Origin of the sequence: Caballeronia zhejiangensis (assembly GCF_000698575.1) — a bacterium.
Taxonomy (GTDB): domain Bacteria; phylum Pseudomonadota; class Gammaproteobacteria; order Burkholderiales; family Burkholderiaceae; genus Caballeronia; species Caballeronia zhejiangensis.
The window spans coordinates 392,644-416,985 of sequence record NZ_JFHD01000002.1; the positions used below are offsets into that span (position 1 = coordinate 392,644).

Here is a 24,342-nt window from a genome sequence, read left to right on the forward strand (position 1 = left end):
TATACGAAGCGGCCTCAACCGTACAGCAGATGTTCCAGCAGTTGAATCCAGTGCGTGACGGGCGTCGACGTTCCGCTTTGCAGATGCGCGATGCAGCCGACATTCGCCGACACGATCATCTGCGGTTCCAGCTTTTCCAGCCGGTCGAGCTTCTGATTGCGCAGCGTGTACGAGAGCTTCGGCTGCAAGACCGAATACGTGCCCGCCGATCCGCAGCACAGATGGCTGTCCGCAGGCAGGCGCACTTCTAGGCCGAGCGCGGTCAGCAGATGCTCGACGCGTCCGCGAATCTGCTGCCCGTGCTGCAGCGTGCACGGCGGATGAAATGCGACCGTATGCACGCCGCGCCGCCGCGCGAGCGCGACGAGCTCTTCTTCGTACATCGGCAGGATTTCGGCGAGATCGCGCGTGAGATCGACGATCTTTTGCGCCTTCGCCGAGTACGCCGGATCGTTGCGCAGCAGATGCGCGTATTCCTTGACGGTCGCGCCGCAGCCCGACGCGTTCATCACGATCGCCTCGACGCCGTTTTCGACATACGGCCACCATGCGTCGATGTTGTTGCGCACGTCGTCGAGCGCGTCGTCGTTGTAGCCGAGATGCAGGCGGATCGCGCCGCAGCAGCCCGCGCCCGGCGCCGTGACGATCTCGATGCCGAGCGCGTCGAACACGCGCGCCGTCGCGGTGTTGACGTTGGGCATCATCGCCGGCTGGACGCATCCGGCGAGCATCAGCATCTTGCGTTCGTGCTTGTTGGTCGGCGCGGCGAGCGGGCGCTCGGGCAGCGGAATCTTCGCGCGCAGCTTGCGCGGAAGAATGCCGCGGAACTGCTGACCGAGCTTCATCGCGGGCGTGAAGAGCGTGCTGTTCGGCAGGAAGCTTGCGAGCAGACGCCGTTGCAGACGCTGACGCATCGGCCGCTCGACCTTTTCTTCGACGACCTTGCGCCCGATCTCGACGAGCTTGCCGTATTGCACGCCGGACGGACACGTGCTTTCGCAATTGCGGCAGGTGAGGCAGCGGTCCAGATGCAGTTGCGTGCTGCGCGTGACGGGCGCGCCTTCGAACATCTGCTTCATCAGATAGATGCGCCCGCGCGGCCCGTCGAGCTCGTCGCCGAGCAACTGATACGTCGGGCAGGTCGCCGTGCAGAAGCCGCAGTGCACGCACTTGCGCAGAATGGCGTCGGCTTCGTCGCCATCGGCCGTGCCGCGGATGAAATCGGCGAGATTGGTTTGCATCGATGCGCCTAGAAGTCTGGATACAAACGCGCGCGATTGAAGATGCGCGCCGGATCGAACGCAACTTTCAATCCACGGTGAATTTTCATGAGCGGCGCGGGCAGCGGCGTGAAAACGCCTGCATTGCGATCGTAGGCGGAGCCGGCGCGGAAGATCGTCGCGTGGCCGCCCGCCTGTTTCGCGCTGATGCGCACGGTTTGCGGATCGGTGTCGGTGATCCACCAGCGTTGCGCGCCGCCCCATTCCATCAGTTGCGCGCCCGGCAGATGCAGCGGCTCGGCGATCGACGGCAAAGCGAGCCGCCACAGCGCCGAACGCGGTTCGATGACAGCGAAGAACGGATCGGTCTGTTCGCGCATGCCGATCCAGAATCGGTCGGCTTCGACCGCATCGACGACCTCGCCGCCGAGCGTGTTGCGCGCGGTTTTCACGGCTGCTTCGGCGCCCGCGAGACGCAGCGCGAGCGTGCCGTCGCGCCACGCGCTGCCGCAGATCGGCAGCGGATGCCCGCCCCATTCGTTGAGCTTGCGCACGCCGTCTGTCGCGTGCATGTCGAATTTCAGCGTGGCTTCGGCGACGGGGCGCGGCAGCACCTTGATCGACAGTTCGAGAATCAGGCCAAGCGTGCCGAGCGATCCGGCGAGCAGGCGCGACACGTCATAGCCCGCGACATTCTTCACGACTTGCCCGCCGAAGTGCAGCACTTGTCCGTGGCCGTTCATGACGACCGCGCCGAGCACGAAGTCGCGCGGCGCGCCGGTCCATGCGCGTCGCGGGCCCGCAAGCCCCGCGGCGATGCAGCCGCCGAGCGTCGCGTTGCGCCCGAAATGCGGCGGCTCGAACGGCAGCATCTGATTATGCTCACGCAGCGCCGCTTCGATTTCGGCGAGCGGCGTGCCGCTTCGAGCGGTGATGACGAGCTCCGCCGGATCGTACGCGATGATGCCGCGATACGCCCGCGTGTCGAGGATCTCTCCCTGGAGCGTCTGACCGTACCAGTCCTTCGTGCCGCCGCCGCGGATACGCAGCAGCGTGCCGGTTTCTGTGGCGCGGGCGATCCTCTCCGACCAGCCGGCGACGACGTCGTCCTGTTCCATGGGTGTTCCGCTCTCGAATTCTGGTTTTCTATGGCAGTCCGGTCGATTGTACCGGCCGCTTAACGGCGCCACACGCGGGGAAACGTGGATAGCGGAACGCGTTCTCCCGGCTAGAAGCGCGGCAACTCGGGGTGCGGCAACAGGCCGCCGCGCACGTGCATCTTGCCGTATTCGGCGCAGCGCGCGCGCGTCGGAATGCCCTTGTCGGGGTTGAGCAGACCCGGCGGATCGAACGCGCGCTTCACGGCGAAGAACGCGTCGCGCTCTTCGGGCGAGAATTGCACGCACATCGAATTGATCTTCTCGATGCCGACGCCATGCTCGCCCGTCACCGTGCCGCCGAGTTCGACGCACGCCTCCAGGATGTCGCAGCCGAACGCTTCCGCGCGATGCCACTCGTCAAGATCGTTGCCGTTGAAGAGAATCAGCGGATGCATGTTGCCGTCGCCCGCATGGAACACATTGATGCAACGCAGCGCGTACTTCTTCTCCATCTCTTCGATGCGCGCGAGCAGCGGCCCGATCGCGCGGCGCGGCACGGTGCCGTCCATGCAGTAATAGTCCGGCGAGATGCGGCCCGCCGCCGGAAAGGCGTTCTTGCGGCCCGACCAGAACTTGAGGCGCTCGGCTTCTGAACGCGAGATCTGGATGCGCGATGCGCCGTGTTCGCGCAGCACCGCCGTCATGCGGACGATTTCCTCGGCGACTTCATCGTGCGTGCCGTCGGATTCGCATAGCAGGATCGCGGCGGCGTCGAGATCGTAGCCCGCGTTGACGAATTCCTCGACGGCGCGCGTCGCGGGCTTGTCCATCATTTCGAGTCCGGCCGGGATGATGCCCGCCGCGATGATCGCGGCAACCGCGTTGCCGCCTTTCACGACATCGTCGAAGCTCGCCATGATGACTTGCGCGGTCTGCGGCTTCGGAATCAGCTTGACGGTGATCTCCGTGACGATCGCGAACATGCCTTCACTGCCGATCATCACCGCGAGCAGATCGAGGCCGGGCGCATCGGGGCCGAGCGAGCCGAATTCGATGACATCGCCGTCCATCGTCACCGCGCGCACGCGCAGGACGTTGTGAACCGTGAGCCCGTATTTCAGGCAGTGCACGCCGCCCGAGTTTTCGGAGACGTTGCCGCCGATCGTGCACGCAATCTGCGACGACGGATCGGGCGCGTAGTAAAGGCCGAACGGCGCGGCGGCTTCCGAAATGGCGAGATTGCGGACGCCCGGTTGCACGGTCGCCGTGCGCGCGTACGGATCGACCTCGATGATCTTCCGGAAGCGCGCGAGCGACAGCACGATGCCGTGGCGGATCGGCATCGCGCCGCCGGAGAGGCCAGTGCCCGCGCCGCGCGGAACGATCGGCACGGCGAGACGCGCGCAGATCTGCACGACGCGCTGCACCTGCGCTTCAGTTTCAGGCAGCGCGACGGCGAGCGGCAAACGCCGATACGCGGCGAGGCCGTCGCATTCGTACGCGGCCGTGTCTTCCTCGCGAAAGAGCAGACAGTGCGTCGGCAGCACGGCCATCAGCGCCTGCACGACTTCACGCTGACGCGCGGCGAGCTGATCTTCGGTCAGCGCGGGCGCGTCTTCGTGCGGCAGATTCGGCGACATCTGCTCGGCTTTGAGCTCGTCGGGTGCGTTCACGTCTCCTCCTTGTTCGATGACCGCGCGGTCGGCGCCGCGTCTTCATGCGTGCATCTTGCGCGACTTCGTCAGCCTTCGAAAGCGAAGATTTTCCCCGGATTCATCAGATTCTTCGGATCGAGCGCCTGCTTGATGGCACGCATCGTGTCGACGGCGTCCTCGCCGTGTTCGTCGATCAGAAAGCCCATCTTGTGCAGCCCGACGCCGTGTTCGCCGGTGCAGGTGCCGCCCATCCTCAGCGCGCGTCCGACGATGAGCCGATTGATGCGCTCGGCTTCTTCGAGCTCTTCGGGCTTGGCCGGATCGAGCAGCATCGCGACGTGGAAATTGCCGTCGCCCACATGCCCGACGATCGGACTCGGCAAGTACGAGCCTTGCAGGTCCTTCTCCGTTTCCTCGACGCATTCGGCGAGGCGCGAGATCGGCACGCAGACGTCGGTCGTGACGGCGCGGCAGCCGGGCTTCAGTTGCAGCATCGCGAAGTAGGCGGAATGGCGCGCGTTCCAGAGACGGCTGCGATCTTCGGGGCGCGTCGCCCACTCGAAGTCCTCGCCTTTGTTTTCCGCGACGATGTCCTGCACCGTCTGCGCCTGTTCCGCGACGCCGGATTCGGTGCCGTGGAATTCGAAGAACAGCATCGGCGATTCGCGCAGCGTCAGATTCGAATGCTTGTTGATGGCGCGCACGGCGAGCTTGTCGACGAATTCGACGCGCGCGATCGGCACGCCCATCTGAATGGTTTCGATGACGGCGCGCACGGCGTCGCCCATCGACGGAAACGCGCACACGGCCGCCGAAATCGCTTCGGGTTGCGGATAGAGGCGCACGGTGATTTCGGTGATGACGCCGAGCGTGCCTTCCGAGCCGACGAAAAGACGCGTGAGGTCATAGCCCGCCGACGATTTGCGCGCGCGCGTGCCGGTTTTGATGACGCGGCCATCGGCGAGGACGACGGTTAGCGCGAGGACGTTTTCGCGCATCGAGCCGTAGCGCACGGCGTTGGTGCCGGAGGCGCGCGTCGCGGACATGCCGCCGATGCTCGCGTCCGCGCCCGGATCGATCGGAAAGAAGAGGCCGGTGTCTTTGAGCGCTTCGTTCAGTTGCTTGCGCGAGATGCCGGGCTGCACGGTGACGGTGAGGTCTTCGGCGTTGATCGAGACGACCTGGTTCATCTCCGACAAATCGATGGAGACGCCGCCTTGCACCGCGAGGAGATGGCCTTCGAGCGACGAGCCGTTGCCGTAGGGGATGATCGGGACGTCGTGTTCGGCGCAGAGCTTGACGATGGCTTGCACTTCGTCGGTGCTGCGCGCGAAGACGACGGCATCGGGAAGTTGCGGATCGAACGGCGATTCGTCGCGGCCGTGGTGTTCGCGCACCGCTTGCGCAGTGGAGACGCGGTCGGCGAATTGCTGCTTCAGGGCATCGAGAAGCGCGGCGGGGAAGGGGCGTTTCTGAAGCGCCTGATGTTCGGTCGGGTGATTCACGTGCGTGTCTCCGGGCGGTGCGGCTTTGGTTTCTGTTCTGGGCGTGGCTTTGTATCTCATTTTACGCCGTCGGGGAGCCGGTCGGCGCCGCGGGCTTCGCGCGGAGGCGCGTGCCTATAATGGGTCGGGGTTTTTGTCCGCTTTTCAGGAGTCGATGATGGGTCACCGCTTGAGCAAGATCGCCACGCGTACCGGCGATGATGGAACGACGGGTCTTGGCGATGGAAGCCGCGTTTCCAAGGACGATGCGAGGATTGCTGCAATCGGGGATGTGGATGAGTTGAATTCGTGTATCGGCGTTTTGCTTTGTGAGCCGATGCCTTCAGATGTGCGCGATGCTTTAACTCGGATCCAGAACGATTTGTTCGATCTCGGCGGCGAGTTGTCGATTCCGGGGCATTCGATGATTCAGGAATCGCATCTCGCTCAACTAGACGCGTGGCTGGAGGAGTACAACGCGACATTGCCGCCGCTCAAGGAATTTATTTTGCCGGGTGGGTCAAGGGCGGCGGCGCTGGCGCATGTTGCGCGCACTGTCTGCCGTCGGGCAGAGAGGGCTATTGTCGCGTTGCGGCGCATTGAAACTGCTGGGGTTAATGAGGCGCCGCGGAGGTATGTGAATCGGTTGTCGGATTTGATGTTCGTACTGGCGAGGATCTTAAACCGTGCTGACGGTGGCGAGGATGCGTTGTGGCGGCGCTAGGTCTTGAGCATGTACGTACCTCGTTACCAGTTCATCTATCGATTCATGAAGCGGAGCGGGCGAATCAACTGCATGCTGATTTGCGTTTCACCTATGCGGAAATACTTGGCATGTTAGCTTCGCGGGGCAGTGAGCGTTTTTTCAGATTGGCTGGGTCTTGCTCAGTCAAGAAAAATTCTTCGTCCTTGTATCGTTGAAGGCAAATATTAATGTTGCACTCTGCCAAGATTGCCGAAAATCAACTCTCCGGACAGTTGAGTCGCGCATAAAAATCAAACTGTACGAAGATCATGCGATTTATTTAACTAACTTTAAGGCGCGATTGAGGCATCAGATCCCGTTTTGAAAAAGGATCTTTAGGCGAGGTGCGAATTATCTTTTTCCGCACCTCCGCAAGAGTAGAGTTACTAGTTTCCTCCACCCCTCACAACCCGCCGCTGCTTGACCGCTTCCGCCAGTCCTTCAAGCACGCCGACACTCTCATCCCACCCGATACAGGCATCGGTAATACTCTGCCCGTACGTCAACTCGCACCCTTCCTTCAAATCCTGCCGCCCGGCAACGAGATGCGATTCCACCATCACGCCGACAATCCGCTCATCTCCAGCCGCAAGCTGCTTACCAATATCCTCACAAACCGGAATTTGATTCTCATGCTTCTTCGAGCTATTAGCATGACTCGCATCGATCATCAGACGCGCCGCCAACCCCGCCTTCCCGATATCCGAGCAAGCCGCATCCACACTCGCAGCATCATAATTAGGCGCTTTCCCTCCGCGCAAAATGATATGGCAATCCTCATTCCCCGCGGTAGAAACGATCGCCGAATGCCCGCCCTTGGTCACTGAAAGAAAATGATGCGGCTGCGAAGCCGCCTTAATCGCGTCGACGGCGATCTTTACATTTCCGTCAGTGCCATTCTTGAACCCAACAGGACACGACAGCCCCGAAGCCAATTCCCGATGAACCTGCGATTCCGTCGTCCTAGCCCCAATCGCCCCCCACGAAATCAAATCGGCGATGTACTGTGGGCTAATCATGTCGAGGTATTCGGTCCCAGCCGGCAGCCCAAGCTCATTGACATGCATGAGCAATTCCCGCGCAGCCCTCAATCCATCATTAATCTTGAAGCTGTTATCCATATACGGATCGTTGATGAGCCCCTTCCATCCAACGGTGGTACGCGGCTTTTCGAAGTACACGCGCATCACGATCTCAAGCTCACCCGCAAAGCGACGACGCTGCTCGATCAGCCTCCCCGCGTATTCCATAGCGGCCTTGGGATCATGAATCGAGCAAGGCCCGATGATGACGATCAGCCGGTCATCCATCCCATGAAGAATGCGGTGCATCGACTGCCGTGCGTTATAGATCAGCTCCGAAACCGGCTCGGCGCAAGGGAATTCGCGGATCAGATGCGCGGGCGGGGTCAGCTCTTTCAGTTCACGGATACGAACGTCATCGGTATTGTGCGGGGGCATGTCGGTTCTCCAGCGGCAGCGTGCGAATCAAACTATGAGACGAAAAAAAACCGCCAGACTCGCTGGCGGTTTTTTCGGGAATTCGGTCTTTCAACCTGTGTACGACTCACCCTCTCGATCCGCCAGCGGTCTGAGATGCCAAAAAAAATAAAAATAAAACTTGGCGGACATGATGGATCGAAGGCGTGTCAAAAAAGTTGTGACTGCTTTTATAACCTCAAACGCACGGCGTTGACAACCCCGCAGCTACGAGAACGCGGACAATCCGCATCGGATCATGCGGCGACACCGCAAAGACACGCATCCGATGCGGAAATCCCGCATGAACCATCAGACCGTGCCGCCGACCGTCATCTTCTCGATACGCAACGTCGGCTGACCGACGCCCACCGGCACGCTCTGTCCTTCCTTGCCGCAGACGCCGACGCCGCTATCCAGCGACATGTCGTTGCCGATCATCGTCACGTACTTGAGCGACTCAGGCCCGCTGCCGATCAGCGTTGCGCCCTTCACCGGATACGTGATCTTGCCGTTCTCGATCATGTACGCCTCGGACGCCGAGAACACGAACTTGCCGTTGGTGATATCGACCTGACCGCCGCCGAAGTTCACCGCATACAGGCCGTTCTTCACCGACGCCAGAATCTCCTGCGGATCCTTGTCGCCGTTGAGCATGTACGTGTTGGTCATGCGCGGCATCGGCAGCGCGGCGTACGATTCGCGGCGCGCGTTGCCCGTCACCGGCATCTTCATCAGGCGCGCGTTCAGCGAATCCTGAATGTAGCCCTTGAGAATGCCGTCTTCGATCAGCGTCGTGCACTGCGTCGGATTGCCTTCGTCGTCGATATTGAGCGAGCCGCGCCGATTCGGCAGCGTGCCGTCATCGACGACGGTGACGCCCTTCGCCGCGACCTGCTCGCCGATGCGTCCCGCGAACGCCGACGAGCCCTTGCGGTTGAAATCGCCCTCCAGGCCGTGTCCGACCGCCTCGTGCAGCAACACGCCGGGCCAGCCCGGCCCGAGCACGACGGTCATCGCGCCGGCCGGAGCAGGGCGCGCTTCGAGATTGACGAGCGCGGCATGCACGGCATCGTCGACGTACTTCTGGAGGATCGCGTCGGTGAAATAGCCGTAGTCGAAACGTCCGCCGCCGCCGCCGGTGCCGATTTCGCGCCGGCCGTTCTGCTCGGCGATCACCGTCACGGAGACGCGCACGAGCGGGCGCACATCCGCCGCGAGCGCGCCGTCGCTGCGCGCGACCAGCACGACATCGTATTCGCCGGCCATGCCGGCCATCACTTGCGTAATGCGCGGATCTTTCGCCCGCGCCATTTGCTCGACGCGTTCCAGCAATTTCACCTTGGCGGTGGCGTCGAGCGAATGCAGCGGATCGGCGGCGAGATAAAGATCGCGGCCCGACACGCCCGTAAGCGTGCTCGCCGGCTTGATCTTGTGCTTGCCGCCGCCCGCCTTGGCGATCGCGCGCGTGGCGATCGCGGCCTGACGGATGGATTCGGGCGAGAGGTCATCGGAATACGCGAACGCGGTGCGCTCGCCCGACACGGCGCGCACGCCGACGCCCTGATCGATGCTGAAACTGCCCGATTTGACGATGCCTTCTTCGAGACTCCACGCTTCGCTGCGCGTGGACTGGAAATAGAGATCCGCGTAATCGACGCGATGCGTGAAGATTTCCGCCAGCGTGCGGGTGATCAGGCCTTCGTCGAGGCCGTAGGGCGTGAGCAAAACGTCCTTCGCCGTGACCAGGTTACGAATGCCGGGTTCGATGATATTCATGCGGTGCCTATTGCGTGTTCTGTGACGAGTTCGATGATATTTGCAGACGATTTGCAGCCTATTCTACGTTCCGATTCGCTCACATCATGTGCGGGGAGAAACCCGCGTCTTCAAGTTCGCGCGCGCTTCAACGGAGCACGCGATGCCGGTAAGCCGGCAAACTCTGTCGCACGGCGGCGATGCGCTTCAGATCGATGCCGCCGATCACGACGCCCGGTCCTTCATCCTTCACATCGACGATTTCGCCCCACGGATCGATCAGCATGCTGTGACCCCACGTGCGCCGTCCGTTCTCGTGATTGCCGCCTTGCGCCGCCGCGAGCACATAACACTGATTCTCGACGGCGCGCGCCGTGAGCAGCGTCTGCCAGTGCGCGCGGCCGGTCGTGTAAGTGAACGCGGATGGCACGACCATCAGCGCGCAATCGCCGAGCTTTCGATACAACTCCGGAAAGCGCAGGTCGTAGCACACCGACAATCCCACGCGTCCGAACGGCGCGTCGAATGAGCGTACTTCGTTCCCCGGAAAGATCGTGCGCGCTTCGTCGAACGATTCCTCGCCCTTTTCGAAATTGAACAGATGAATCTTGTCGTAGCGCGCGACCTGCTGTCCGCGCGGATCGAAGACGAGCGTCGTGTTCATCACGCGATCCGGTTCCGGCGACTGCAACGGCAACGTCCCGCCGATGATCCATACGCCGTGTTCGCGCGCCGCGTCGGAAAGGAACCGCTGGATCGGCCCGTCGCCCGGCGTTTCGCGGATCGCGAGCTTATCGGTGTCCTTGAAGCCCATGTAGCAGAAATATTCGGGCAGGAGCACCAGTTGCGCGCCGCTTCGCGCAGCCTGGGCGATAAGCCGTCCGGCGTCCGCGAGATTCCGGTCGCGATCCGGCGCGCTGACCATCTGCAGCGCGGCGACCTGAAACGGGGCCGCGCTTTCGCTCGATCTTTCGCTCATGTCTTGGGTGCGCTGTCTAAAAAGGGGACGAAAACCGCGCCGCCGAACGCCCGTTTTCAGCGGGCAGCGGCCGGAGCCACGGCGGCGGGGGGTGTTTCGATCTTACCCTGATCGCCAGTGAGCCGCTTAACGACGGGTTTGCTCCACGAGCCGGTGATCGAATAGTCGAGCGCGAACGCTTTCTGAATCGACGCCGACAGCGCGAGATCGGCGGCGAGCGCGCCGAGGCCGAGCAGCGGATTGATGACCGCCGCGCCCAGTGCGACCGCGCCGGCGCCGACGGTCGGAATCACCTTGACGTGGAGGTCTTGCGTCTGCTTCGGCATATCGACGATGCCCTGCATCTGCACGCGCGCCGGCGACGTGACCATCAGGAAGTCGTCCGTGCGGCTGATGCCATCGACGATCGTCGCGTTGCCGGTGATCTTCTCGAACGGCAGGCCCTTGCCGACGACATCCTCGAAATGCAGCGTCAACAGGCTCGCGAGACTGCGCAGGCTGAAGACGCCGAGCCACTTCGCCGAGCCCGGCGCACGCAGAATCTGCCCGTGACGCAGATCGACGGCGACGTTGCCATCGAGCGTGTTCACGTCGACGGCAGTCGGCCCGCCGTTCCACGCCGCGTGACCCGACACGGTTCCGCTGCCCGAACCGACCACGTGCGGCGCGCCGAAACGGTCGATCAACTGGCCGCCGTTCTTCACGTCGAGCTTGAAGTTGAGCGACGTGCGGCGCGGAGTGACGTCATCGGCCTGACTGCGCATCGCGTCCGGTTGCGCGGCGGCCTGCACGACGCCGCCCGGCAGCGTGCGCCACGTCGCGTTCGCGGTGAGCGTCGCGTCGGGGTTCGCGAGTTCGAGTTTGTCGAGCGTCCAGATCGGCTCATCGGCGATGACTTCGTTATGTGCGTCGACTTCGAGCCGGCCGAGGTCGTGGTCGCGCAACACGATCTCGTTCACGATGAGATCGATCGTCGGCATGTTGCGCGGCGGCTTCATCACGAGCTTGCCGGCGGCATCGTGCTCCTTCTTCTCCGGAATCACGATCTTCGCGAAGCGCGCCTGCAACGCGCCCGGGCTTTCCTTCTTCGCGCCGGGCGTCCACGAGACATCGCCCGACATCTGATTCGACGCGATGTTCGCTTGCCATGTGCGACCGGTCTCGCTTTCACTCGCGGCAATCGCGACGTTCTCCCAGCGCCGGTCGAGCAGATTGAGCGTCGTGAAATGGATGGCGGCGCGCGTTGGGATGAATTGCTTCACGTTCTCGCTCATCGGTGCGCGCGGCGCGTTCGCGTCGGCGGGCGAGTCAGGCATCGCGGCGCTGAGTTCGGCGAAAGTCTTGCGCCAGGCATCGGCATCGAATTCGTTCAGATCGGCGGTCGCGCTCACGCCTTCGGCCGGCAAATCCGCCGGCTTGTTCAGGCCGATCGCGCCGCGCACGACCTTCACGCGCGCGCGCATGTTCATCGGCTCGGCGACGTTCTGCGGATCGATCTTGACCTGAGCCTTGCCGATCTGCTGAAACACGTAATGCGCGGCCACCGGGCCGACGTTCAACTGCGCGTCATGCAGATCCGGCGCGCCGCCCGATGATGGCTGGAAGCTGAAGGTGAGCGGCATCGGCGCGCCTTTCGCCTTGCCGAACGGCGCGGGCAGATCGATGCCGAGTCCGGTCAGATCCGAACTCGCCTGCACGACCGGCAGCGCGTTCTTGGCGCCGTGAACGTGCATCTCGTAAGGCGCGGCGCCGTCGATGCGCTTCATGAAAGCCGCGACTTGCGGCGTCATCGGCTTGTTGAGGCGGCCCGCGGCATCCGCGCCGATGCGTCCGTTCACGTCGAACGCATAGCTGCCGTCCGCCTGCACGCCGCCCTTGGCGCGCACATCGCCGCCGAGCAATTGCGCCGAGAGGCCATTGAGCGTGACGGTTTTCGCGGCGAAATCGGCACGGCCGCGCAGATGCGAGAGCGGCGGCAGATTGGCGTACCTGACTTCGTTGTCGGCGAAGGTGAGCGAGCCTTTGTACTCCGGCTTGATCGGCGGCTGCGGCGCGGGCGGCCGATAGCGCGGAATGCCGAGCGTGAGCGCGAGATCCGCGTTGCCTTTTGCGTCGATCTTGCGGGTCGCGTGCTTCGCCATCAGGCCGAGCGAGCTGTCGTCGACGTACTTCAGCATGTCGGCGAGCGGGCCGCGCGCCTTGCCGTCGATCCACAGCTTGGTTTCGCGATTGCCCGTATCGTCGATGCGCCCGACGACCTTCGAGACCTTCACGCCACGATAATGCCCGCGGCCGATATCGAAGCCGAGCTTGTTCTGCGCGAGCGTGAACGTCCCGTCGATACCCTCGAACGCCGGCCAGAAGTTCGGCAGGCCGTTGGCCATCTTGCGCGGCGGGAAGGGCGTGGGATCGAACTTGCCGCCGGTGAACGGCGCCTCGATGCGGAAGATGCCCGCATCGGGAAATTTCGCGTACGGAAAGCGCGTGAGATCGCCGTGCACTTCGATCGTCCCGTTCTTCGCGACGCCCGCCTGCAGCGCATGGCCGAGATAGACGCGCACGCGCTCGTTGAGGCTCGTCGGCAGATAGCGCACGAGACTCGTCACTTTCAGATGCGAGACCTTCGCCTTCAGATCGAGATTGCCGCGCCCGTGGCCCTGATTCCAGTAGTCCGCGGTGGCCTCGCCTTCGGCATCCGCGTTCTTCACGCGCAGCGTCTCCAGATGCAGCGTGAACGCGCGGCGCAGTTCGCCGGGCGCGATCGCATCGGCGACGGTCCAGCGCGCGCGGCCTTGCAGCGAATCGAAGACGAGGCGCGGATCGTCGAACGCGCCGGGAACGGTGACGGCGACGTTCTTCGTGTCGATCGTGATGTGGCCGCCTTTCTCGTTCGCGTCGACGCTGCCCCACAGATTCTCGACGCCCGGAATGCCCGCGCGCGGATGGTTGTTGATCGTGAGCCCGGGCGGCGGCTCCTGCGCCTGCACGCTCAGGCCGTTGAGATCGCCCTTGAACGCGTAGTGCAGAAGCGGCGCGTCGCCTTTCTTGCGCTGCTGCTGCGCTTCTTCCTCGGTCTTCGGCGCGGCGCGCTCGGTGTAGATCGTGTAATCGGACACCTGGCCGCGCGGATTGAAGCGCACGAGCTCGTTGAGGATCTTCGCCGGCAGCGGCAGCGCACGCGCGAATTCCGCGAGGATGCCGATATCGACGCTATCGCCCGTCAGCCGCAGCAATTGCCCCTTGCCGACCGAAGGCAGCCGGTACGTGGCCGTCAGCGCGCGCGACACGAGCAGACGCGCGACCGGCGTGCCGTCGTCGAGCGGCAACTGGCCGAACTCCGCGTGCAGGTCGCGCAGATCGAGCGTGTACGCGTTGTCGCTTTTGTCGATGTTCCAGTTGAAGCTGGCGATCGGAAGATCGAGGCGCGGCTGCGTCGGGCGCGTGCGCAGCGCGACGTTCGCGCCGGTCAGGTCGCCGGTCGCGTTCTGCAATTGGCCGCCCGCGAAGTTCAGCCAGATCTGGTTGTTGATGCGGCCGCTGTACATCTGGAACGGCAGCTTCACGTAGCGCGCGAGCGTCGGCAGATCGACGGGACCGGTCGAAACGTAGAGACGGCCGGTCCAGTTCGCGGGCGCGCCCATCGCCGAGAAGGGTTGATGACGGAAGTCCGCGCGGAAATCGAGCGGGCCGTGCAGCACGTCGCCATCGGCGGGCGCCTTGAGCGCAAGCCGATGACGCGCGCCGTCGTTGACGATCGCGAGGTGCAGGCGCTTGAACGCGATCTCGGGCGCGGCGCGCTGCGCGTCGCGCCAGCGCAGCGTGCCATCGCGCAGAAGAATGCGGTCCTGGCCGAGCAGCCAGGTCGTGAATGCGTTCGAACCGGTGCGATGCGTGGGAATCGGCACGCCCGCGACAGTAACCGCGCCATCGGCGTTGCGCGCGATGATGACATCGGGTCCGTCGACGGTCAGATCGGCGAGCTTGGGCCGCAGATGCAGCAGCGATCCCCACGCGATGCTCGCGCTCGCGTGCGGCACGGCGAGGCCCGGCGAGCCATCGGCGGCGTCGATGCGCAGGTTGTCGATATCGATCGTCGGCGAGAGCCCGGACCATCGCGCGGAAATCCTGCCGATGCGCAACTGGGCGTGAATCTGCGATGAGACGAGTTGCTCGATCCGCGGCCGGAACGAATCGACCTGCGGCATGACGATATAGCGCAGGCCGACATACACGCCCGCCACCGCGAAATACGCGATGGCCGCAATGACGAGAAGGAATTTGAAGACGCGCGCAAGCACGCGCTCGGCGTTGCCGCTGGGCCTGGCTTGTCCAACTTCGGTCGGGTCGACGGATCGTCTGCTGTCGGACATGCTGCTGCTGTTCGGCGATATGGTAGTTTTGCGTGTTTGACGCTGAAATGTAACACGGGCATTGCGGCGACGGCCGCTGCCTGCGCACTCGTGGAGGCTCGCTGAGCCGCGCCCGGCAAGACTTGCGGCGCGGTGTTATACCGCGATGCCTTTCCGGAAGCAATGAGCGAACCTAACCTTTCATGACCGACGCAACTCTTCTCAGTTCCGATTATTCCAACTATGCGGCGCGCGCGTACTCGGCGCGTCCCGAACTGGCGTCGAATGTCGCGCAATGGGCGCAGACGCGCATCACGCGTGGGTGGATCGAAGCGCGGCTGGACGCGCACTGCACGCCTTGCACCGAAAGCGGCGTGCTCGATGAAGCCGCGCTCAAGACCGCGTTGCGCCGCTTGCGGACCGAAGTCTTCTGCACGGTGATGGAGCGCGATCTCGCGGGCACCGCCGATGTCGCCGAAGTCACCGGCGCGATGACCGATCTCGCCGAAGTCACGGTGCAGCGCGCGCTGGCGGTGCTGTCGGCCGATCTCGAAGCGCTCTTCGGCGAGCCGCGCGGACCGGACGGCGAGCGGCTCACGCTCGGCGTCGTCGGCATGGGCAAGCTGGGCGGGCGCGAGCTGAACGCATCGTCGGATATCGATCTGATCTTCGTCTACGAAGAGGACGGCGAAACCTCGGGCGGCACGCGCTCGGCACTCCCGACGCAGGAATTCTTCACACGGCTCGGCCGGCGGCTGATCGGCGCGCTCGCGGAAATGACGCAAGACGGCTACGTCTTTCGCGTCGACATGCGGCTGCGTCCCAACGGCGACTCCGGCCCGCTCGTGTGCAGTCTCGGCATGCTCGAAGAGTATTTCTACGTGCAGGGCCGCGAATGGGAGCGCTACGCGTGGATCAAGGGCCGGCTCATCTCGGAGACGAAGAGCGATTCGGCGAAGCGTCTCGCGAAGCAGCTCGAAGCCATCGCGACGCCCTTCATCTACCGGCGCTATCTCGATTACGGCGTGATCGCCGCGATCCGCTCGCTGCATCAGCAGATTCGGCAGGAAGCGCGGCGGCGCGCGTCGATGCGCCCCGACAAGGCCGACGACATCAAGCTCGGACGCGGCGGCATTCGTGAGATCGAATTCAGCGCGCAAGTATTTCAGTTGATTCGAGGCGGACAGGCAGCGGATTTCCGCATTCGTCCGACGCTCGCGGTGCTCGAACGCGCCGCTGCGCATGGCCTGCTCGCGCCGCAGGTGTGCAAGGCGCTGTCCGACGCTTATCTCTTTTTGCGCACGGTCGAGCACCGGCTGCAATACCGCAACGATGCACAGACGCACGCGATGCCCGTCGCCGACGACGAGCGCGCGTTGCTCGCGAAATCGCTCGGCTTCGCGGACTACGCCGCGCTGATGGAAACACTCGACGCGCATCGCGAGCTCGTCGAGCAGCAGTTCGACGCGATCTTCGCCGACAAGGTGAGCGGGCAGGGCGGCTGCGGCGTCGCGGAGGATTCGGTGGCGTCGTGGATCTGGAGCGGCGCGCTCGCCGACGATTCCGCGCAGGAAGAGCTCGCCGCGCGCCTCATGGAACTCGGCTTCGCGGACCCGGCGCCGGTGCTCGCACGTCTGACGGGCGTGTGGAATTCGGCGCGTTACGCCGGCTTGCCGTCGCAGAGCCGCGAACGCTTCGATATCGTCGCTCAACGCTCGATAGAAGCCGTGCAGTCGATCGATGCGCCGCGCCGCGCCGACACCATCATGCGGCTTTTCGATCTGCTCGAAGCGACGGCCAAGCGCGGCGCGTATCTCGCGCTGCTGACCGAATATCCGGCGGCGCTCGCGCGCGTGCTCTCGGTGCTGTCGGGGTCGCGCTGGGCGGCGGGCTATCTGATCCGCCATCCGCAATTGCTCGATGAATTGCTCGACGACGAAGCCATCGCCAGCCCGTTCGACTGGGCCGCGTTCAAACGCTCGCTGATCGCACGGCTCGATGCCGCCGAGGACGCGGAACATCAAATGGATCTGCTGCGTCACGCGCATCAGGCCGAAGTATTTCGCATTCTGCTGATCGATCTCGCCGGGCATCTGAGCGTCGAGCACGTGAGCGACCGTCTCTCCGAACTCGCCGACGCCGTGCTCGACGTCACCGTGCAGACCGTGTGGAAGCAGTTCCCGAAGCGGCATCGCGAGACGCCGCGCTTTGCGGTCATCGCGTACGGAAAGCTCGGCGGCAAGGAACTGGGCTACGCGTCGGACCTCGACCTCATCTTTCTGTACGACGATCCCGACGACGCGGCCTCCGACATCTACGCGATGTTCACGCGCCGCCTCATTACGTGGCTCACGTCGGCGACGGGCGCGGGCACGCTCTTCGACGTCGACTTGCGTCTGCGGCCGAATGGCGAATCGGGCCTGCTCGTGACCGACCTCGCATCGTTTCGCCGCTATCAGATTCGCGAGGGCGACGCGGCGAACACGGCGTGGGTCTGGGAGCATCAGGCGCTTTCGCGCGCACGCTACAGCGCGGGCGATGCCGAAATCGGCGCGGAGTTCGAGCAGATTCGCGCCGACGTGCTCGTCATGGAACGCGACGCGGCCGCGCTTGCGCGCGAGATCGTGTCGATGCGCCAGCGCGTCGCCGATGGCCATCCGAATCGCAGCGACCTGTTCGATCTGAAGCACGATCGCGGCGGCATGGTCGATATCGAGTTCATCGTTCAGTACTGGGTGTTGCTGCACGCGCGCGAGCATCGCGAGTTTCTGCGCAACGCGGGGAATATCACGCTGTTGAAGATCGCCGCGAAAAGCGGATTGATCGCCGAAGCAGAAGCCGATGCGATCGGCGCGGCGTATCGCCATTACCGCAAGCTGCAGCACACGCTGCGGCTCGACGGTATGGAAAAGGCGCGCGTCGATCCGGCCACGGTTCAGACCGAACGCGACGCGGTGACGGCGCTGTGGGACCGCGTGTTCGCAGTGGCGTCGGCGGGCTGACGCGGATGCTTAAGCCGCCAGCATTTCCTTCGCGTGCTTGCGGGTGGTCGCGGTGATTTCGAGACCGCCGAGCATGCGCGCGACTTCTTCCACGCGTTTTGCGCGATCGAGTTGCTTTACCGTGCTCACCGTGCCGCCCGCATCGTCCGACGATTTCGCGACCTGGAAATGCTGATCGCCACGCGCGGCCACTTGCGGCAAGTGCGTGACGCACAGCACCTGACGGTCGCGGCCGAGCTGATGCAACAGACGCCCGACCACTTCCGCGACGCCGCCGCCGATGCCCGTGTCCACTTCGTCGAAGATGAGCGTGGGCGTCGGACTCGCCGTGCTCGCGATGACGGCGAGCGCAAGACTGATGCGCGCCAGTTCGCCGCCCGACGCGACTTTCGCGAGCGGCCGCAGCGCGACGCCCGCGTGTCCCGCGACGCGGAATTCGATCTGCTCCAGCCCGTTCGCGCCGCCTTCGGCGAGCGGCACGAGCGCGACCTCGAAGCTGCCGCCTGCCATCGACAGCTCCTGCATGCCTTCCGTGACCGCTTTCGACAGATTTTTCGCGGCCTTCGCGCGCGCCTTGGACAGCACCTTGGCTTGCGCGAGATATTCGCTCTTCGCTTTCTCGGCGGCGGCGTTGAGCGCATCGAGATCGGCGGCGGCATCGAGTTCGGCGAGCTGGCGGCGGCGCGCGTCGTGTTCTTCCGGCAGCGTTTCGGGTTGAAGGCGGAACTTGCGCGCGGTCGAGTGCAGTTGCTCCATGCGTCTTTCGACTTGCGCGAGCCGGTCAGGATCGAGCTCCAGCCGCTGCGCATAGTGCGATAGCGAATACGACGCTTCCTGCAACTGGATTTCCGCCGGTTCGAGCGACGCGAGCACGTCGTTCAACGCGGGATCGATATCGGACAGGCCGCGCAGCTTCGAGATGATAGCGCCGAGCTGCGAGATCATCGCTTCGTCGGATTCGGAGAGCGCGCCGAGCGCACCCTGCACGCCGTCGATGAGACTCGCCGAATGCGACAGCCGATGATGCTCCGCGCTCACTTCTTCCCATTCGCCGGGCTGCGGCGCGAGCTTGTCGAACTCGCTCAGTTGCCACGCGAGACGCTCGCGTTCCAGTTGCAGCTCGCGGTCGCGATTCTGGGCGGTCTCGACGGCTTGCTGCGCGTCGCGCATCGCGCGCCAGGCACGATTCACCGCGCCGGCCGTGTCGAGCAACTGCGCGTGCGTGTCGAAGAGTTCGCGTTGCGCGTCCGGTCGCATCAACAATTGATGCGCGTGCTGGCCGTGGATATCGACGAGCATTTCGCCGACTTCGCGCAACTGCGCGAGCGTCGCGGGCGTGCCATTGATGAACGCTCGCGAGCGGCCGCCCGAATCGATCACCCGCCGCAGCATGACCGAATCGGCATCCTGCGTGAGCGCGTGTTCGTCCAGCCAGCGCACGACGAGCGGATGCGTCGAAAATTCGGCGGTGATGTCGGCGCGCGCCTGACCGGCGCGCACGACGCTCGCGTCGCCGCGCGCGCCGAGCGTTAGCGCGAGGGCGTCGATGAGGATCGACTTGCCCGCGCCGGTTTCACCCGAAAAGACCGTGAAGCCTGGATCGAAATCGATATCCAGCGTGGCGACGATGACGAAATCTCGAATGGAAAGATGACGGAGCATGGACGCTTCGGGGAAGGAAGTTCTGGCAGATCAGAGAGCGGACGAATCCTGCGACGGATGCTCGTTCCAGTGCAGCTTCTTGCGCAGCGTGGCGTACGTGCTGTAGCCGACCGGATGCAGCACCGGCACCGTATGCTTCGAGCGCCGCACTTCAATCGCGTCGTTCAGTTCGACGGCGGTGAACGACTGCATGTCGAAGTTCACGTTGACGTCGCGACCGCCGATGATCTGAATGGTCACTTTCGAATCGTCGGGCAGCACGATCGGCCGGTTCGACAGCGAATGCGGCGCGATCGGCACGAGCACGAAGCCCTGCAATTGCGGATGCAGGATCGGCCCCGCCGACGACAGCGCGTAGGCGGTCGAGCCGGTCGGCGTCGCGACGATCAGTCCGTCGGAACGCTGGTTGTACATGAAGTGGCCGTCCACCGACACGCGCAGCTCCGCCATGCCGGAGAAGCCGCTGCGATTCACCACGACGTCGTTGAACGCGAGCGCGTGGTAGATCGGCTTGTCGTTGCGCACGATGCGCGCTTCGAGCAGGCTGCGTTCCTCGCGCTCGAACTGGCCGGCGAGCATTTGCGGGACGATTTCCTGCATCGCCTTGAGCGGAATGTCGGTGATGAAGCCGAGCCGGCCATGATTCACGCCGATGAGCGGTGTTTTATACGGCGCGAGCTGCCGTCCGATGCCGAGCATCGTGCCGTCGCCGCCGAGCACGATTGCAACGTCCGCGCGCGCGCCCATCTCCGCGATGGAGAGCGCCGGGAACTCCGTCACGCCGACGTCCTTCGCGGTGCCCGCCTCGAAGACGACCTCGAAGCCCTGGCTCCTGAGGAGATCGGCGAGCGATCTCAGCGGCGCCTCGATGCCCGGCGTGTTGGTGCGCCCCACGAGGGCGACGGTCTTGAATTGGCCAATTTCCATGCCGGCATTACACCATAGTCAGAGAGCGAAAAGAACCGTGGGCGATGGCCGCCGGGCGCGCCGCGACGAGACCGTGCGGCATGACGCGGGCAGGCTCGCCGTTTGTCGCTAGAATGGAGCGGACGTTGAATGCCGACCACCCGGCGCGGCTCGCCGCTATCCGACACGTTGAGCTAAAATTTCCCCATGCTAGACCCACGTGCACAAACCCTCCTCAAAACGTTGATCGAGCGCTACATCGCCGAAGGTCAGCCGGTCGGTTCGCGCACGTTATCACGTCATTCCGGCCTCGAACTGAGCCCCGCGACCATCCGCAACGTCATGTCGGATCTCGAAGACCTCGGGCTGGTCGCGAGCCCGCATACGTCGGCGGGACGCATTCCCACGCCGCGCGGCTACCGGCTCTTCGTCGACACGATGCTGACTGTAGAAGCACCGCAAGACGAGGCCATGACCACCGCGGTCAAGACTCGCCTGCAAGGCGAGGAGCCGCAGAAGATCGTCGCGGCGGCGGCGAGCGTGCTGTCCAATCTGTCTTCGTTCGCGGGCGTCGTGCTCACGCCGCGCCGGAGCCACATGTTCAAGCAGATCGAGTTCATGCGGCTGTCGGACAAGCGCATTCTGCTCATCATCGTGACGCCCGAAGGCGACGTGCAGAACCGCATGATGGCCACGCAACGCGACTATTCGCCTTCGCAACTCGTAGAAGCCTCCAATTACATCAACGCGCATTTCGCGGGCCTGTCCTTCGACGAAGTACGCCGCCGTTTGCGCGAGGAAATCGACCAGTTGCGCGGCGACATGACCGCGCTCATGCAGGCGGCCGTGGTCGCGAGCACCGCCGAGACGGACCCCACTGACACCGTGCTGATTTCCGGCGAGCGCAACCTGCTCGAAGTGGCGGACCTTTCGTCCGACATGGCGCGGCTGCGCAAGCTTTTCGATTTGTTCGACCAAAAGACGAGCCTCCTGCAATTGCTGGATGTATCGAGTCACGCGCAAGGCGTGCAGATTTTCATCGGCGGAGAAAGCAATCTCGTGCCGATCGAGGAAATGAGCGTCGTGACGGCGCCATACGAGGTCAACGGGAAGATCGTCGGCACGCTCGGCGTGATCGGCCCGACGCGCATGGCGTACAACCGCGTGATTCCGATCGTCGATATCACCGCGCGTTTGCTGTCGATGTCGCTCAGTCATCAGTGACGCCATCTTGGCGCGCCGCGAAAGAGCGCGCCACTAGGCCGTTCGGCCAATGATGCGTCCGGAAACGCGCCGCTATAATGGTCCTCAACTTTTCCGACGACCATCTTCAGGCTCGCTTCCCTTATGCGTTTCGACCTCGAGTTGCCCTCGCAGCCCAGCGCTTCGCATCGCGTCGCGGTGCTGCTGATCAATCTCGGCACGCCGGACGCGCCCACGCCGCGGGCGGTGCGCAAGTATCTGGCGCAATTCCTGTCCGATCCGCGCGTCGTCGAAATTCCGTCATTCGTGTGGCAATTCATTCTGCGCGGCCTGATCCTGCCGTTTCGCGGGCGCGCATCGGCGAAGAAGTACGCGCAAGTGTGGATGCCCGAAGGCTCGCCGCTGCGCGTGCATACGGAAAAGCAGGTCGACGGCTTGCGGCGGCTCTTCGCGGCGAACGACTATCACGTCATCGTCGACTATGCGATGCGCTACGGCACGCCGGGCATCGGCGCGATGCTCAATCAGCTGAAGCTCGAAGGCGCCGACCGCATTCTCCTGTTGCCGATGTATCCGCAATACTCGTCGTCCACGACGGCCACCGCGTTCGACGACGCGTTCGCCGCGCTCAAGCGCGTGCGCAATCAGCCGGAAATCCGCACGATCCGCCATTACGCCGATCATCCGGCGTATATCGCGGCGCTCGCGGAGCAGGTGCGCGACTATTGGCGGCATCACGGCCAGCCGGATTTCGCCGCGGGCGACAAGCTTGTGCTGAGCTTCCACGGCGTGCCGAAGCGCACGATGGATCTCGGCGATCCGTATCACGACCAGTGCCAGCTGACCGGTTCGTTGCTCATGGCCGCGCTCGGGCTTACGCCGGTCGAATGCCGCGTGACGTTCCAGTCGCGCTTTGGGCGGGCGGAGTGGCTTCAGCCGTACACCGCGCCGACGGTCGCGGAGCTCGGCGCGGGCGGCGTTTCTCGTGTGGACGTGTTCTGTCCCGGCTTCACGGCGGATTGTCTCGAGACGATCGAGGAAATCGGCATCGAGGTGCGCGACGAATTTCTGAAGGCGGGCGGCAAGCATTTTCACCGGATTGCCTGCCTGAACTCAGCGCCCGCGTGGATCAAGGCACTGGGCGAGATCGCCGCGCAACATCTTCAGGGATGGCCCGTGCAGACTGTGCAGCCGCTCAGCGCAGTGGCCTGAGCGCGGCTTTTTCAGGCATTCACCCATGAACTACAAGATTTCGACGGAACCTGGCGCGCGTTTGCGCATCGATAAGTGGCTTTGGGCAGCGCGTTTCTTCAAGACGCGTTCGCTCGCGAGCGATGCGGTCGAGAAAGGCCGCGTGAAGATCGGCGGGGCGAATGTGAAGCCGTCTAAGGACGTGCGCGTCGGCGATATCGTCGAGATCGATATCGAACGGCTGGTGTGGCAGGTCGAAGTGCTCGGGATATGCGATGTGCGCGGCCCGGCGCCGGTCGCCCAGACGCTCTATGCCGAAACCGGGGAAGGCCGTGCGAAACGCATGGCCGAGGCCGAGCGCCGCAAGAATTTCCGCGAGCCCGCAGCGGAACTGCAGGGAAGGCCGACGAAGCGCGACCGGCGCACTATCGACAAATTTTCTCGTTCGGATTGAAGTAGCTTTCGATGGTCGCGTGAACGCCGCCGTACTCGGTGGTACGTTCGGTCACGACGCCGGACATGCAGATGGTGGTCGTTCCCGCGACGAGTACCAGGGCGACCACCGCGATAGCAAAGGTCAGTTTCATGGTATCCCCGGGAAGCGGGTTGCCCGGTCAGAAGGCGGCCGGATCAGGAAACGGGCAAGGGCTGAAAGCGGTTTGAAGCAATTCGTAGGATTAGGGTTAACGTGCGTCCTGCGCTGCTTTTTTGAAGTGTAGGCGACTCAGGGCTTTCCCTCAATCCGAAAATCGCGCGCCGCGGCGAAGTCTGTATTACGAGCCATTGCGGCGCCACCTTGCTGTCGAGATTTGTCCGAAAAACCGTTTCGAAGGCTTGAAAAAGCTTTCGGCGCCCTCATTTCGGCCGTTAGTGCGAAAAATGCGTCCGACTTTCGGTCTGGCCGCTTTCGCAGCCGATTCAACTCACTGCAATACATATTCAGCGACATGGAAAACACGCAAGAGAATCCAGCGAGCCAGAACGCAACGCCCGCCGACGATAACGCGCGCCAGTCCGCCGACCCGACCAGCGCGGCGGCTCCCGCGTCCCAAGGCGCACCGGCTGATGCCGCCGCCGCGCCGCAAGCCGCGCCGAATGAGGCCGAAGCTGCGCTCGCCGAAGCGCAGGCCACCATCGCCGCGCTCAAGGAAGACTTCCTGCGCGCGAAGGCCGAAACCGAGAACGTGCGCCGCCGCAGTCAGGAAGATGTCGCGAAGGCGCATAAATTCGCCATCGAAAATTTTGCGGAGAACCTGCTTCCGGTGCTCGACAGCCTGGAAGCCGCGCTCGCCGACCAGTCGACGGATGTCGCCAAGGTTCGCGAAGGCGTCGAACTGACGCTGCGTCAACTGACGGGCGCGTTGGAGAAAGGCCGCGTGATCGCGGTGAACCCGGTCGGCGAAAAATTCGATCCGCATCGCCATCAGGCCATCTCGATGGTTCCGGCGGAACAAGACCCGAATACTGTCGTCACGGTGCTGCAGAAGGGCTACGTCATCGCCGACCGCGTGCTGCGTCCGGCGCTCGTGACCGTCGCCGCGCCGAAGTAATCGGTCTCGCGGCGTACGTGCCGGCCGTGTCGGTCGCCGCACAAAAAAACTTATAGACCG

General features: G+C 63.8%; 17 protein-coding genes. 6 read left to right on the forward strand and 11 right to left on the reverse strand.

Annotated elements, in window-relative coordinates:
- Positions 1-14: 14 nt before the first annotated feature.
- The 4 genes from glcF to BG60_RS05345 all read right to left on the reverse strand — a co-directional run bounded on the left by glcF (position 15) and on the right by BG60_RS05345 (position 5,480).
- Positions 15-1,241 carry a glycolate oxidase subunit GlcF gene (gene glcF, locus BG60_RS05330; protein ID WP_008351491.1) on the reverse strand — a complete coding sequence of 409 codons (1,227 nt, stop codon included), beginning with the start codon at positions 1,239-1,241 and terminating at the stop codon, positions 15-17.
- A gap of 8 nt (positions 1,242-1,249) precedes the next feature.
- Positions 1,250-2,338, reverse strand: coding sequence for a glycolate oxidase subunit GlcE (gene glcE / locus BG60_RS05335; protein WP_008351489.1), 1,089 nt, complete (start codon positions 2,336-2,338; stop codon positions 1,250-1,252).
- 110 nt (positions 2,339-2,448) lie between these two features.
- Entirely contained in the window at positions 2,449-3,960 is a 1,512-nt protein-coding gene (locus BG60_RS05340) for an FAD-linked oxidase C-terminal domain-containing protein (protein ID WP_033536577.1), read from the reverse strand.
- Between the two features lie 101 nt (positions 3,961-4,061).
- Positions 4,062-5,480: an FAD-binding oxidoreductase gene (locus BG60_RS05345; protein WP_034470645.1), complete on the reverse strand. Its 1,419-nt coding sequence runs from the start codon at positions 5,478-5,480 to the stop codon at positions 4,062-4,064.
- Positions 5,481-5,637: 157 nt separating this feature from the next.
- On the opposite strand from BG60_RS05345, the gene BG60_RS05350 reads away from it, so the two are divergent.
- Entirely contained in the window at positions 5,638-6,183 is a 546-nt protein-coding gene (locus BG60_RS05350; protein WP_034470800.1) for a cob(I)yrinic acid a,c-diamide adenosyltransferase, read from the forward strand.
- Between the two features lie 407 nt (positions 6,184-6,590).
- On the opposite strand, the gene aroG is transcribed toward BG60_RS05350, so the two are convergent.
- The 4 genes from aroG to BG60_RS05370 form a co-directional block, all read right to left on the reverse strand.
- The gene (gene aroG / locus BG60_RS05355) at positions 6,591-7,664 is read right to left on the reverse strand and encodes a 3-deoxy-7-phosphoheptulonate synthase AroG (protein WP_034470648.1); all 1,074 of its coding nucleotides are present in this window, start codon (positions 7,662-7,664) and stop codon (positions 6,591-6,593) included.
- A 330-nt stretch (positions 7,665-7,994) separates the two neighbouring features.
- Positions 7,995-9,461: a metalloprotease TldD gene (gene tldD, locus BG60_RS05360; RefSeq protein WP_008351481.1), complete on the reverse strand. Its 1,467-nt coding sequence runs from the start codon at positions 9,459-9,461 to the stop codon at positions 7,995-7,997.
- A gap of 127 nt (positions 9,462-9,588) precedes the next feature.
- The gene (locus BG60_RS05365) at positions 9,589-10,419 is read right to left on the reverse strand and encodes a carbon-nitrogen hydrolase family protein (protein ID WP_034470653.1); all 831 of its coding nucleotides are present in this window, start codon (positions 10,417-10,419) and stop codon (positions 9,589-9,591) included.
- Between the two features lie 56 nt (positions 10,420-10,475).
- Complete coding sequence (locus tag BG60_RS05370; protein WP_034470656.1) at positions 10,476-14,789, reverse strand: YhdP family phospholipid transporter; 4,314 nt, start codon at positions 14,787-14,789, stop codon at positions 10,476-10,478.
- Between the two features lie 182 nt (positions 14,790-14,971).
- Between BG60_RS05370 and glnE the strand changes: the two genes are divergently transcribed.
- Positions 14,972-17,770: a bifunctional [glutamate--ammonia ligase]-adenylyl-L-tyrosine phosphorylase/[glutamate--ammonia-ligase] adenylyltransferase gene (gene glnE / locus BG60_RS05375; RefSeq protein WP_034470659.1), complete on the forward strand. Its 2,799-nt coding sequence runs from the start codon at positions 14,972-14,974 to the stop codon at positions 17,768-17,770.
- A 9-nt stretch (positions 17,771-17,779) separates the two neighbouring features.
- Here the strand turns inward: glnE and recN are convergent, their stop codons facing one another.
- Positions 17,780-19,432, reverse strand: coding sequence for a DNA repair protein RecN (gene recN, locus BG60_RS05380; RefSeq protein WP_034470661.1), 1,653 nt, complete (start codon positions 19,430-19,432; stop codon positions 17,780-17,782).
- 30 nt (positions 19,433-19,462) lie between these two features.
- Positions 19,463-20,359 carry an NAD kinase gene (locus BG60_RS05385; RefSeq protein ID WP_008351476.1) on the reverse strand — a complete coding sequence of 299 codons (897 nt, stop codon included), beginning with the start codon at positions 20,357-20,359 and terminating at the stop codon, positions 19,463-19,465.
- 186 nt (positions 20,360-20,545) lie between these two features.
- Here BG60_RS05385 and hrcA point away from each other — a divergent pair, with 186 nt between their 5' ends.
- The 3 genes from hrcA (at position 20,546) to BG60_RS05400 (ending at position 23,186) form a co-directional block, all read left to right on the forward strand.
- Entirely contained in the window at positions 20,546-21,562 is a 1,017-nt protein-coding gene (gene hrcA, locus BG60_RS05390; RefSeq protein WP_008351475.1) for a heat-inducible transcriptional repressor HrcA, read from the forward strand.
- 123 nt (positions 21,563-21,685) lie between these two features.
- Positions 21,686-22,753 (forward strand): ferrochelatase, encoded by a 1,068-nt coding sequence (gene hemH / locus BG60_RS05395; RefSeq protein WP_008351474.1) that lies wholly within the window; start codon positions 21,686-21,688, stop codon positions 22,751-22,753.
- Positions 22,754-22,778: 25 nt separating this feature from the next.
- Positions 22,779-23,186: an RNA-binding S4 domain-containing protein gene (locus tag BG60_RS05400; protein WP_008351473.1), complete on the forward strand. Its 408-nt coding sequence runs from the start codon at positions 22,779-22,781 to the stop codon at positions 23,184-23,186.
- Here the strand turns inward: BG60_RS05400 and BG60_RS38950 are convergent.
- On the reverse strand, positions 23,158-23,319 hold the full coding sequence (locus tag BG60_RS38950) for a hypothetical protein (RefSeq protein WP_008351472.1): 162 nt from the start codon (positions 23,317-23,319) through the stop codon (positions 23,158-23,160). The two genes, BG60_RS05400 and BG60_RS38950, sit on opposite strands and share 29 nt — an antisense overlap.
- Before the next feature lie 360 nt (positions 23,320-23,679).
- Here BG60_RS38950 and grpE point away from each other — a divergent pair, with 360 nt between their 5' ends.
- A complete protein-coding gene (gene grpE, locus BG60_RS05405; RefSeq protein WP_008351471.1) occupies positions 23,680-24,282 on the forward strand; it encodes a nucleotide exchange factor GrpE in 603 nt (200 codons plus the stop codon).
- Positions 24,283-24,342: the final 60 nt, after the last annotated feature.